Source organism: Microtetraspora malaysiensis, from assembly GCF_001528665.1.
Taxonomy (GTDB): domain Bacteria; phylum Actinomycetota; class Actinomycetes; order Streptosporangiales; family Streptosporangiaceae; genus Microtetraspora_A; species Microtetraspora_A malaysiensis.
The window spans coordinates 145852-158184 of record NZ_BBYJ01000021.1 but is presented as its reverse complement, the minus strand read 5'-3'; the positions used below and the strand labels follow the sequence as shown (position 1 = coordinate 158184).

10 protein-coding genes, 1 rRNA gene and 1 riboswitch are annotated in these 12333 nt (G+C 69.4%); of the genes, 5 read left to right on the top strand and 6 right to left on the bottom strand.

Annotation, left to right across the window (positions count from 1 at the left end):
• Nucleotides 1-225: ribosomal RNA gene (locus AWQ71_RS26980) — 16S ribosomal RNA — on the bottom strand; the annotation flags it as partial.
• Between the two features lie 594 nt (nucleotides 226-819).
• On the opposite strand from AWQ71_RS26980, the gene AWQ71_RS26975 reads away from it, so the two are divergent.
• Nucleotides 820-2877 carry a S9 family peptidase gene (locus AWQ71_RS26975; protein ID WP_067137953.1) on the top strand — a complete coding sequence of 686 codons (2058 nt, stop codon included), beginning with the start codon at nucleotides 820-822 and terminating at the stop codon, nucleotides 2875-2877.
• A complete protein-coding gene (mgrA, locus tag AWQ71_RS26970) occupies nucleotides 2874-3899 on the top strand; it encodes an L-glyceraldehyde 3-phosphate reductase (protein ID WP_067137951.1) in 1026 nt (341 codons plus the stop codon). The genes AWQ71_RS26975 and mgrA overlap by 4 nt, the downstream gene beginning before the upstream one ends.
• Before the next feature lie 60 nt (nucleotides 3900-3959).
• Here the strand turns inward: mgrA and AWQ71_RS26965 are convergent, their stop codons facing one another.
• Complete coding sequence (locus AWQ71_RS26965; RefSeq protein WP_245658484.1) at nucleotides 3960-6365, bottom strand: flippase-like domain-containing protein; 2406 nt, start codon at nucleotides 6363-6365, stop codon at nucleotides 3960-3962.
• Between the two features lie 48 nt (nucleotides 6366-6413).
• Between AWQ71_RS26965 and AWQ71_RS26960 the strand changes: the two genes are divergently transcribed.
• On the top strand, nucleotides 6414-6860 hold the full coding sequence (locus AWQ71_RS26960; protein ID WP_067137949.1) for an RpiB/LacA/LacB family sugar-phosphate isomerase: 447 nt from the start codon (nucleotides 6414-6416) through the stop codon (nucleotides 6858-6860).
• Between the two features lie 10 nt (nucleotides 6861-6870).
• On the top strand, nucleotides 6871-8886 hold the full coding sequence (locus AWQ71_RS26955; protein WP_067137947.1) for a molybdopterin-containing oxidoreductase family protein: 2016 nt from the start codon (nucleotides 6871-6873) through the stop codon (nucleotides 8884-8886).
• Nucleotides 8887-8980: 94 nt separating this feature from the next.
• Here the strand turns inward: AWQ71_RS26955 and AWQ71_RS26950 are convergent, their stop codons facing one another.
• On the bottom strand, nucleotides 8981-9427 hold the full coding sequence (locus AWQ71_RS26950; RefSeq protein ID WP_084259330.1) for a GNAT family N-acetyltransferase: 447 nt from the start codon (nucleotides 9425-9427) through the stop codon (nucleotides 8981-8983).
• A 104-nt stretch (nucleotides 9428-9531) separates the two neighbouring features.
• Between AWQ71_RS26950 and AWQ71_RS26945 the strand changes: the two genes are divergently transcribed.
• On the top strand, nucleotides 9532-9984 hold the full coding sequence (locus tag AWQ71_RS26945) for a hypothetical protein (RefSeq protein WP_067137946.1): 453 nt from the start codon (nucleotides 9532-9534) through the stop codon (nucleotides 9982-9984).
• A gap of 40 nt (nucleotides 9985-10024) precedes the next feature.
• On the opposite strand, the gene AWQ71_RS26940 is transcribed toward AWQ71_RS26945, so the two are convergent.
• From AWQ71_RS26940 to AWQ71_RS26930, 3 genes are all read right to left on the bottom strand, one after another.
• Complete coding sequence (locus AWQ71_RS26940; RefSeq protein WP_067137941.1) at nucleotides 10025-10402, bottom strand: VOC family protein; 378 nt, start codon at nucleotides 10400-10402, stop codon at nucleotides 10025-10027.
• 213 nt (nucleotides 10403-10615) lie between these two features.
• Complete coding sequence (locus AWQ71_RS26935; protein ID WP_067137939.1) at nucleotides 10616-10942, bottom strand: DMT family transporter; 327 nt, start codon at nucleotides 10940-10942, stop codon at nucleotides 10616-10618.
• A 41-nt stretch (nucleotides 10943-10983) separates the two neighbouring features.
• Nucleotides 10984-11046: riboswitch (guanidine-III (ykkC-III) riboswitch) on the bottom strand.
• 39 nt (nucleotides 11047-11085) lie between these two features.
• Nucleotides 11086-11886, bottom strand: a complete 801-nt coding sequence (locus tag AWQ71_RS26930; protein WP_067137936.1) for a class I SAM-dependent methyltransferase — start codon at nucleotides 11884-11886, stop codon at nucleotides 11086-11088.
• Nucleotides 11887-12333: the final 447 nt, after the last annotated feature.

The following is a 12333-nucleotide window of genomic DNA, read 5'->3' as shown; positions in this document are numbered from 1 at the left end:
TCCATCCCCAACCGAAAAAACTTTCCACCACCATCGGATGCCCGAAGTAGTCATATCCGGTATTAGACCCAGTTTCCCAGGCTTATCCCAGAGTCAGGGGCAGGTTACTCACGTGTTACTCACCCGTTCGCCGCTCGAGTACCCCGAAGGGCCTTTCCGCTCGACTTGCATGTGTTAAGCACGCCGCCAGCGTTCGTCCTGAGCCAGGATCAAACTCTCCAAACAATGTCTTCGAGTTTTTCCTGGCCAACATTCAACATGAATGTCAACCAAAGGAATCCATCCCCCCACACCCAAAGATGCAGGTAAGGACGGGGTTGTGCATCATGCACTGGCTTTTAGCACACTGTTGAGTTCTCAAGAAACGGACGCGACCACCATCACCTCAGACTCGAAACCGAGCCATCCGCTCTGGGGCGTTATTCGCTTCGTTCTTTCTGTTTACTATTCTTCCGTGTCGCCCGGTCCGTGTCAAACCGCCCCATTTCGGAGCACTTGACCCGAACCGCGCAATCCCAGAGGAATCGCAGCCGCCCCGTTTCCGGGGCAACCCCTCTAACTTACCAGGCCCGAGATGTTCTCGCAAACACTTTTTCAGGACCAGCGTGTTTTAAGGGGTTGTCGGCGTGTCCTGCACGCGCCCATGCCTGACCACCGAAGTGATCGGAAGGGGTTGTGCCGGGCGTTGCCGACAGCAAAAGATTAGCAGTCCTCCGGAGTGACCGAGTACGGATCACCGACGCCCGCGGCTCCGGCGAGGCCCATGCCGGACGAATCGGAGGGCCTCGACAGCGCGGGGGCCGACCATAGACTCGGCCCGTGAGCAGCGATATGCCGCCTGTGGCGAAGAAGGTCCCCACCACCCGCACGCATCACGGAGACACCGTGATCGACGAGTACGCGTGGCTGTTCAAGAAGGACGACGCGGACACGATCTCCTACCTGGAGGCGGAGAACGCCTATACGCAGGAGGCGACCGGCCACCTGAAGGATCTGCAGGAGAAGGTCTTCCAGGAGATCAAGGCCCGCACTCAGGAGACCGATCTGTCGGTCCCGACCCGCAAGGGCGCCTGGTGGTACTACTCGCGCACCGAAGAGGGCAAGCAGTACGGCATCCAGTGCCGGGTCGCCGCGGACGGGGACGTTCCGCCCGCGGTGACGGCCGGCGAGCCTCTCCCCGGGGAGCAGGTCCTCCTGGACGGGAACGAGCTGGCCGGTGACAGCCCGTTCTTCGCGCTCGGCACCAGCGCCATCAGCCCGGACGGCACGATGCTCGCATACTCCACCGACTTCTCCGGGGACGAGCGCTTCACGCTGCGGTTCAAGGACCTGCGCACCGGCGAGCTCCTCCCCGACGAGATCCCCGGCATCTTCTACGGCGGAGCCTGGTCGGCGGACGGTTCGACGTTCTTCTACACGACCATCGACGAGGCGTGGCGTCCGTACCGCGTCCACCGGCACACGCTGGGGTCGGATGAGGACGTCCTCGTCTACCAGGAGGACGACGAGCGGTTCTGGATCGGCATCGGGCTGACCCGCAGCCGGCGGTACCTCGTCCTCAGCGCGGGCAGCAAGATCACCAGTGAGGTCCGCGTGCTGGACGCGGCCGACCCGACCGGCGAGTTCACCGTCGTGCGGCCCCGCCGCACCGGCGTCGAGTACGACCTCGACCACGCGGGTGACCGCTTCCTGGTCCTGCACAACGACGGCGCCCGGAACTTCGAACTGGCCACCGCGCCGCTCGACGACCCGGGCACGTGGACGCCGCTCATCGAGCACCGCGAGGACACCCGGCTGCTCGACGTGGACGCCTTCAAGAGCCACATCGTCGTGCACTTCCGGCGGGAGGGGCTGACCGGCATCAGGATCCTGCCGGGCGACGGGGGCGAGCCGTACGAGATCGCGTTCCCTGAGCCGCTCTACGACGTCGCGCCGTCGGGGAACCCCGAGTTCGAGACCTCCCGGCTGCGGCTCGGCTACACCTCGATGATCACGCCGCCCTCGGTCTACGACTACGACCTCGCCTCGCGCGAGCTGATCCTCCTGAAGAGGAGGCCCGTGCTCGGCGGGTACGAGCCCGGGGACTACGAGCAGTTCCGCGAGTGGGCGACGGCCGAGGACGGCACGCGCGTGCCCATCTCGATCGTGATGAGGAAGGGCGCCGAGCGGCCCGCCCCCACCCTCCTGTACGGCTACGGCAGCTACGAGACCTCGATCGACCCGTACTTCTCGGTGGCCCGGCTCTCGCTGCTCGACCGGGGGTTCGTCTTCGCCGTGGCCCACGTCAGGGGCGGCGGCGAGATGGGCCGCGGCTGGTATGAGGACGGCAAGCTGACCAGGAAGAAGAATACGTTCACCGACTTCGTGGCCTGCGCCGGGCACCTCAAGGCCGCGGGCTGGTCCAGCCGGATCATCGCGCGGGGCGGTTCCGCGGGCGGGCTGCTCATGGGCGCGGTCGCCAACGTCGCGCCGGAGGAGTTCGCCGGGATCGTCGCCGAGGTGCCGTTCGTGGACGCGCTGAACACGATTCTGGACCCGTCGCTGCCGCTGACCGTCATCGAATGGGACGAGTGGGGCGATCCACTGCACAATCCGGACGTGTACGCCTATATGAAGTCGTACTCCCCGTACGAGAACATCGACGGCAGGCCGTACCCGCCGATCCTGGCGATCACCAGTCTGAACGACACCCGCGTGCTCTATCACGAGCCGGCCAAGTGGATCGCCAGGCTGCGTGCCACCGCACAGGGCGGGCCGTTCCTGCTCAAGACCGAGATGGGCGCGGGCCACGGCGGCAGGAGCGGCCGGTACGACGCCTGGCGTGAAGAGGCCTTCGCGCTGTCCTGGATCCTCGACCGAGCTGGAGTGACCGAATGACGTACACCGCGGCCGCCGACCGCTATGGCCCCATGCCGTACAACCGGACCGGACGGAGCGGGCTGAAGCTGCCCGCGATCTCGCTGGGGTTGTGGCACAACTTCGGCGACGACAAGCCGATCGACACCCAGCGCGCCATCCTGCGCCGGGCGTTCGACCGCGGCGTCACCCACTTCGACCTGGCCAACAACTACGGCCCGCCGTACGGTTCCGCCGAGATCAACTTCGGCCGCCTCTTTCACGACGATTTCGCGAAATATCGCGACGAGCTGGTGATCTCGACGAAGGCGGGCTACGACATGTGGCCCGGGCCGTACGGCGAGTGGGGGTCGCGCAAGTACCTGCTGTCCAGCCTGGACCAGTCGCTCTCGCGGATGGGCCTGGACTACGTGGACATCTTCTACAGCCACAGGTTCGACCCGGAGACGCCCCTTGAGGAGACGATGGGGGCGCTCGACCACGCGGTGCGTTCGGGCAAGGCCCTCTACGCCGGAATCTCGTCGTACTCGCCGGAGCGGACGAAGGAGGCGGCGGAGATCCTGCGCTCGATGGGGACGCCGCTGCTCATCCACCAGCCGTCGTACTCCATGCTCAACCGGTGGGTCGAGGGCGGCCTCCTCGACACCCTGGAGCAGGAGGGCGTGGGCTGCATCGCGTTCTCTCCGCTGGCGCAGGGCATGCTGACCGACCGCTACCTGAACGGCATCCCGCGGGACTCGCGCGCCGCGCAGGGCAAGTCGCTCGACCCGAGCCTGCTCACGGACGAGTCGCTGCGGCACATCCGCACGCTCAACGAGATCGCCAAGGAGCGCGGCCAGACGCTCGCCCAGATGGCCCTCGCCTGGGCGCTGCGGGACCGCCGGATGACCTCCGTGCTGATCGGCGCGAGCAGCGTCGCCCAGCTCGACGACAGTCTCGACGCGGTGCGGCGGCTCGGCTTCTCGTCGGACGAGCTGGACGCCATCGACAAGAACGCCGTCGAGGCCGGCATCAACCTCTGGGCCGCCTCCAGCGCCAGCTGATCGCGCCCGCCCCTGCCTGTACGGCCCGCGCTCCGGTACACCGGAGGCGGGCCGTACGCGCTACAGGGCGTTGTGCCGCTGGAGCCAGGCGAAGGACGCCCAGCCGGGCAGCACGGGCAGCCAGAACGTCATCAGCCGGTACAGCAGCACGGCCGACAGGGACACCGATCCGGGCAGGCCCGCGACGGTGAGGCCGAAGGAGAGCGCGCCCTCGACGGCTCCCAAGCCGCCCGGCGTGGGCGCGGCCGAACCGATCGCGTTGGCGGTGAGGAAGACCACGGCGATCGCGGCGAAGCTCAGATCGCCGCCGAACGCCCGCACGCACGCGTCGAGGCAGAGCACGAAGGCGATCGTCAGCAGCAGCGTCCCGCCGAGCGCCTCGACGATCTTGGACGGCGACTGCAGCACGTCGAGGAGCCGGGGCACCACGCCGGAGAACATCGCCCGCAGCCGTACGGTCACGAACCGGCGCAGCGGCCGTACGGCCAGCACGATCAGGCTGAGCACGGCGACCGCGAGCAGCGCGATCAGCAGGCCCCGGGACGGGGTGAGGGACGGCGCGGCCTGGGTGCCGGTGATATATCCGAAGAACAGCAGCAGAAGGATGTGGCACATCAGGCCGACGAGCTGGGACGCGCCCACGCTCGCCACCGCCGGCCCGGGCGGGATGCCGCGTTTCTGCAGGTATCGGGTGTTAATCGCGACGCCGCCGACCGCGGCGGGCGCGACCAGCTTGACGAACGACGCGGCGAACTGCACCAGCATGGTCCGCCCGAGCGGCAGCTGCTCCGGAACGAACCCACGCAACATGATCGCGGCGGCCAGGTAGCTGAGCGCGGCGCCGACGAGCGCCACGCCGCCCCAGGCCCAGTTCGCGGTGAGCACCACCGACACCAGGTTGACCTTGCTGAGCTGGGACAGCAGGAAGTACGCGGCGAGCGCGCTCGCGATGATCGTCACCAGCGTCCGGGGCTGGAAGCGTTCGAGCCGGACCTCGTCCACCGCCACCTGGGGCTTCAACGCCGCGATCTGCTCGCGCAGCGCGGGCAGCAGGTTCTTCTCCTTGCGGGAGGCGGCGCGGGTGCCGCGGGTGAGCGCGATCCGCTGCAGCAGCGGCAGCGCCCCGGCCAGCGTGTCCGCGCCGAACACGGCGGCGGCCGAGGCGACCGAGCGCTCGGGCCCCACGCGCAGACCGAGATAGGCGAGGAGCTGGGCCAGGTCGAGGCGGAGCAGCAGGTCGCCGGCCGCGATCTCGCCGCTTCTGGCGTCGACGAGCAGCACCCGGCCGTCCTTGTCCACGTGGATGCTCTCGCCGGTGAGGTGGCGGTGGGCGAGCCGGTGCGCCTGGAGCAGCCGCACCTGTTCCCAGATCTGGGCGAGCAGCGCGTCGTCGATCTCGTCGTCGCGGAGCTCCTCCAGCGGGCGGCTGCCGACATGCTCGTACGCGAGGAGCGCCGCCTCGGTGCCCACCTCGCTGGTGCCGAGGAGGCGCGGCAGGTTCGCCCCCGCCGCCTGCGCGGCGTACGCCATCAGGGCCTCGCGCTCCAGCTCCGCGCGCAGCGAGCGGATCGCCCGCCGCCGCGTGTCCGGGTGCAGCCACACCCGACGCCACAGCCGGTACGCGATGCCGGCCACCTGCCGGTCCCGGTCGAGGACCGTCACGTCGAGCTGGGCGCCGCCGGCGAGGCCGACGAGGTAGCGGCGACTGCCGGCGCCGTCGTCCTCGACGCGCCGCCCGCTCACGGGGGCGAAGCCGAGCCGTCTGAGCGCGTGGATCACCGCGCTGCCCGGGGGCCGGGTGTTCGCACTGCCGATGCCGTACAGCGTGCCGTAGCCGACGGCGAGGCCGACGACATAGGTGACGATCACGCCGAGGGCGGTCACCTTGGTCGCGGTGAACAGGGCGAACACGTCGAGCACGATCGCCCCGGCCATCAGCGTGCGCCAGCGTGGCCGGCGCGTCATCCGCACCGCCGTGGCGTACGCGATGGCGGGGGTGAGCACGGTGTTGAGCGGCTCGACCTCCCTGCCCCCGGTGAGGAGCTGTTTGAGGTCCGCAGCTCCGGAGCCGATCAGCCACTCGTCCAGCGTGTACGAGATCAGCAGGGCGAGGATGGCGGCGATGAGCCCCTGGGTGACGCGCATGCCGTCACGGTGGAAGACCCGTTCGACGGCGAAGGCCATCGGGACGATCAGCACGGAGATGCCGCCGAGCAGCCCGGCGGCGGACGACAGCACGTCGGGCGCGCGGCCGGTCCCCGCCTGGACGTCGGTCTCCAGGCCGTTGAGGGTGCGCTGCAGAGCGAGGGCGAGCAGCACCACGGCGGCGAGCGTGACCAGGCTGAGCAGGAAGCGCAGGGCGTCGGATGGGCGGCGGATGCGCTGGGGAAGTAGAGGCTCGACGACGAGGACGGCTCCGGAATCAGGAGTCTCCGCCGTCGTGTTCTTCTCCTTTATGCCCCTCACCACCAGCGATTCTGTGCGATCTTCGCACTCCGTGTCCACAATCGATGCATGCGACTTTCACTCGCCTCGGACAGCCTTGACGGCATAGCGTCACAGATCGTGACCGAAGCGGAGCGGCGCGGTCATTCAGTCACACTCTATGGAGCATTGGCCCCCGGTGGCCGGACAGATTGGGCCTGGTGCTGCGCGCAGGCGGCCCGCGACGTCGCGGCCGGCCGATCCGACCAGGCCATCGTGTGCTGCTGGACCGGAACCGGCGCCTCGATCGCCGCGAACAAGGTACCGGGCGTACGCGCCGCCTTGTGCGTGGACGCCGCGACCGCCGCGGGTGCCCGTACCTGGAACGACGCGAACGCGCTCGCCCTGAGCCTCCGCCTGACCTCGCGGCAGCTGCTGACCGAGATCCTCGACGCCTGGTTCTCCACCGGGCCGAGCACCGCCGAGGACGACCGGGCGAACATCGGCCTGCTGAAAGAGCTGGAAGGCGCCTCGTAAAGTTACCACCATGGACTTGCGCGTTCTCGGTGCCTGCCCGCTCGACTGCCCCGACACCTGCTCGTGGGAGGTGACGGTCAGGGACGGCCAGGCGGTCGCCCTGCGCGGCAACCGCGACCACCCCTTCACCCGCGGTGCGCTCTGCGTGAAGGTCAACCGCTACCTGGAGCACACCCGGGCCACCGACCGGATCCTCCACCCGCTGAAGCGGGTCGGGCCGAAGGGTTCCGGGCGGTTCGAGCGGATCAGCTGGGACGAGGCGCTCACCACGATCGCCGACCGGCTGACCGCCATCGTCGCGGAGCACGGCGGGGAGGCCATCTGGCCGTACCAGGGCACCGGGACGCTGGGGTTCATCCAGGGCGAGGGCGGCCTGGCCGGGCGGCGCTTCTGGAACGTGCTCGGCGCGTCCTACCACGATCTCAACATCTGCTCGCGCGCGGGCAACCTCGGCACGTCCTACGTCAACGGCACCGCCGGAGGCATGGACCCCGAGACGTTCGCGCTGTCCCGCCTGATCCTGCTGTGGGGGACGAACACCCTGACCAGCGGTCACCACATGTGGAAGTTCGTGCAGGACGCCCGCGCGAACGGCGCCCACGTCGTGGCGATCGACCCGATCAGGACCCGTACCGCGGAGCAGGCCGACGAGCACCTGCCGATCCGGCCGGGCACGGACGGCGCGCTCGCGCTCGGCCTGCTCAACGTGGTGCTGGAGGAGGGCGCGGAGGACCGCGACTACCTGGAGAACCACACGGTCGGCTGGGACGAGTTCCGCGCCGAGATCCTGAAATATCCCCCGAGCAGGGTGGCCGAGATCACCGGGCTGCCCGAGGCCGACATCCGCGCCCTCGGCCTACGGCTCGCGCGCACCCGGCCCACCGCCATCCGCGCGACCATGGGCGTCCAGCGGCACGAGGGCGGCGGCGCGGCGATGCGGGTGATCTCCTGCATCCCGGGTGTGACCGGCGACTGGCGGCACCCGGGCGGCGGCGTCTCCTACTCGACGTCCGCGCACTTCCCGCTGCACGTGGACCCGCGCGACGACCTGCTGGAGAAGCCGGTTCGCACCCTGACGATGACCCGGCTGGCCGACAGCCTGGACGAGTCGGTCAAGTGCTTGTGGGTCTACGCCGCCAACCCGCTCGGCTCGACCTCCGACCAGAACCGCATCCGCGAGGCGATGCGGCGCGAGGACCTGTTCACGGTCGTGATGGAGCAGTTCCCGACCGACACCGTCGACTACGCCGACATCGTGCTGCCCGCGACCATGCAGACCGAGCATGTCGACCTGCACGCCGGCTACGGCCACATGTACGTGGTGTGGAACGAGCCCGCCGTCGAGCCCCAGGGCGAATGCGTGTCCACGACGGAGACATTCCGCCGGCTCGCCCGGCACATGGGGCTGACCGAGCCCTCGCTGTACGTCTCCGATCTCGAACTGGCCGAGCAGCTCCTCGGCGGGACGCCCGGCATCACGCTGGAGCGGCTGCGCAAGGAGGGGTGGGCGCGGCTGCCGGTCCCCGACCCGTTCGTCCCCTTCTCCGACGGCTTCCCGACGCCGTCCGGGAAGCTGGAGTTCGTCTCGGAGCGGGCCGAGGCCGCCGGCCTGCCCCGGGTGGCGGGCTACGTGCCCTCACGCACCGCCCGTACGGCCGCGCCGGGGAAGCTGACGCTGATCACCCCGGCGCAGCACACCTTCCTCAACACGATCTTCAGCAACAACCCCGAGCTGCTCAGGCGGTCCAAGGGGCCGCGGGTCATGGTCAACCCCGTGGACGCCGAGGCGCGCGGGCTCACGGACGGGCAGCTCGCCAGGGTGTTCAACGACAACGGCGAGTTCTCGGCGTACGTGGAGATCAGCGAGCGGGTCCGGCCGGGCGTGGTGGCGGCGCCGAAGGGACATTGGCCCAAGCTCAGCCCGGGAGGCGCCAACCCGAACGCCGTGGTGGACGAGCGCGACGCCGACATGGGCCGCGGCGCCGTCTATCACGACAACCTCGTGGACATCTCCCCCGCCCCGTGAAATCAAACACTTAGGGGGCAACAGCGGAACTGGCCGATCAGATCCGAGCGGCTGGAGCGTCACAGGGATGACTGACGCTTACCGAGAGTGACTGTCAGAGGCGGAGCTTGAAGCCCTCGTGGGTGGCGGTGAAGCCGAGCGAGGCGTAGAAGCGGTGGGCGTCGTGGCGCACCTTGTCCGTCGTGAGCTGGACGAGGCGACAGCCGCGTTCGCGGGCCCGTTCGACGGCCCACTCCATCATCCGGCGCCCGACCCCCCGGTTCCGGTGCGGCGTGGCCACCCGCACCGCCTCGATCTGGGCGCGCTCCGCCCCACGCCGGGACAGGCCGGGGATGAAGGTGAGCTGGAACGTCCCGACCACTTGGCCGTCTTCCTCGGCCACGATCAGCTCGTTTCGGGGGTCGGCGTCGATGGCCTCGAACGCGGCCATGACGTCGGTCCCCTCGACGGACTCGCGGGCCGCGGCGACAGGGTCGTCGTCGAGCATCGCCAGGATGGCCGGCACGTCCTCGCGCCGGGCGGTACGGAATGAAACAGACACGCGACGAGCCTAGCGGCGGGACGTACTGGGCAAAGGGGCGGCTCAGGGTGCGCTCAGGGGTCTCCCCGATGCCGTACGCGCGTGCTGAGTTGCAGCCTTGAGCTATGAACGAACTGACTCGACGTGACGAGATGTCCCTAGCCGGAGCGGCTCTGCGCGGCGCGCCGTGGAAGACCGCCGCCATCTCGGGCGGAGCGGTCGCCGGGGTCGGCTTCCTGATGGGCGTTATCCTCCCCGGCCCCGCCGACCTGGCCTGGGCGCTGTGCCTTGGCATCCGTGTCTTCACGCTGGTCGCGGCCATCGGCGCGATCGCGAAGCCGGATCACGGCGATCGAGTCACCCAGCAGGCGCGGCGCTGGTCGCTGCGCCACCCCTGGCGGTTCGCGCTCTATCCCGGGATCGGCTCCGCGGTGCTGATGTACCCGGTGCAGTTGGTCATCGGCCGGGAGGGCGTCTTCGGCGCGGCGTGGGACGCACTGTGGGGTGGCGCACTCGTCTACCTGATCACCGCCGTGCTCGCCCTGTCGATGCGCCGCCGGGCGCAGGACAGGGGCTGACGGCGCTCCTGGGCGTCGCCCGCGGGGGCGGCGACGCCCATCAGGAGCTGCGCTCGGCCTCGCTGCGGCAGACGCAGAACTCGTTGCCCTCGGGGTCGAGCAGCGTGACCCATCCGGTGCCGTCCGCGTTGCGGTGGTCCTCGTACTGTGTGGCGCCCAGGCCGACGAGACGCTCGACCTCCTGGTCCCGGGTGGCCCCGGCTACGCCGTTGACGTCGAGATGGAGCCGGTTCTTGGTCGCCTTCCCCTCGGGGACCCTGATGAAGAGCAGGTGGGGCGGCCCGTCGGGCCGGTCGAGCATGACCTCGTCATCGCCGGGCTCGGAGTCGACCAGCGGCCAGCCGAGGGCGGTGCTCCACCACTCGGCCAGCTCGTACGGACGGGCGCAGTCGACGGTCATCGTGTGAATCTCAATCATGCACCCACCCAAGCGACACACCACCAAAGCTGTCAAGCCGGTTATCAACCAATGGTGCGGGTATCGACAGCCTCAATCGACTTCGGGCACCCGGGACGAGCGTCTGCCGTGTGTATCCACGAAGGCGGGACCACCAAAGGTGCGAAGAGGTGCCCGGCCGCCTGCCGCGGGTCGACCCCATCGGGGCCGCGCCCGCGTACAGGCGACAGCGGCTCAGTGGGCGGCGCCGCCGGCGAGGTTGAGGCCGATCACGCCCAGGATGATGAACACGATCGAGATGATCTTCAGTAGGGACGCGTTGTCCCCCAGCAGGGCGATGCCGAGAAGTGCGGTGCCGACCGCGCCGATGCCGGTCCACACGGCGTATGCCGTACCGACCTCAAGGCTCTTGAGCGCGAGCGACAGCAGGCCGAAGCTGAGCACCGAGAAGACGAAGAAACCGACCGACCACCACAGGTGCGAAAAACCGGCGCTCATCTTGAGCGAGTAGGCCATCGCGACCTCGAACAGACCGGCGACGACGAGCAGGCCCCAGGCCATGGCTCCCCCTTGGTACGAGACTGAACTTCCTGGTCACAGGGAGTGCGTCGTCTTCGCTTACCGGGTACGGCGCGTCTCGTCCGGGATGGCCGTACGGTCGATCGCCGCAGGGCCCATCAGTGGAGAAAGTAACACACCTCCACTTATTTGCTGCTATCCCACCAAATTGTGACGAAATGCCGTGGCGGGAGCGGCCACACCCCCAGCTCCTCGGCGGCCCGCGCCACCTCCGGGGCCCGCCCCGGGTCGAGGCAGAGCCGCAGGCACGCGGCGGACGCCATCTCCTCGATCGACTCGAAGGGCGCGTCGAGCGCGGTGTGCGCCTCACTCTCCGCCGCGAACCCCATCTCCCGGGCGACCGCCAGCACGTCCTCGGAGGTCGGGCGATCCGGCCTGGTCAGGCCGTGGAAGCGGACCCAGAGCGGGTTCAACCAGGTCATCGGGTGGACCCGCGGGAGTTCGAGCACCACCCTGCGCCGCGCATGCGCGTCGAGCCCGGCCAGGAACGGCACGAGGTCAGGCACGTTGAAGACGACGTGCGCGCAGACGGCCACGTCGGCGACGGGCGTACGCTCGGCCACGTCCGGCCAGCGCCCCTCGACCAACCGGATGGTGCCGCACCCGCTCTCGCGTCCGCGCGCGGCCAGCGCCTCCAGCATGGCGCGGTTCTCGTCCACGGCGACCAGCGCCGCCGGGCGCAGCGGGAGGCTCGCCGCGCCGGTGCCCGCCCCGACGTCCAGCACCGACCCCTCGTCGGGCAGCGCCTCCCGCGCCCGCTCGTACGTCGGCCCCTGCGGCGCCGCGAGAAGAGTGTCGGTCCTCCTCGCGAAGCGGGCGACCCGATGTGTCCACGGACTGACCGGCGCCTTCGCCAGGATCTCCCCGGGGATGGCCCAGGACTCAAGGTCCGCCTGCCAGCGCGCTGCTCGCTCATCAAGGCTCACAGTCGCACAGTATCTATTTGCGCTCGCTCCGCTCGCGCGGGCTCGGAGCGCCCTCAGGCGATGTCTTCCCTCGTCACTGCGTCTATTTGCGCTCGCTCCGCTCGCGCGGGCTCGGGTCGCCCTCAGGCGATGTCTTCCCTCGTCACTCGGGGCCTCGTCCCTCAGCCCACTCGTTCCTCAGTCCAGACACCGCCGCGCCCCTCGCGGGGCGGTTCGGCAGCGTGATGGTTGCCGGCGCTCGCGCGGGCCCACTGGCTCCTCAGTCCCGACACCGCCGCGCCCCTCGCGGGGTCGCTCGCCCCTCGCTCCCCACTGGCTCCTCGGCTGCATTCCCGCCACGCCCCTCCCGGGTTGTGGGACATACCACCACATTGCTTGCATATTGCCGGTTACCGACGGGTAGCATTCCTTTAGAGTTACTGACTAGTACGTAACCCCCGACTGTCG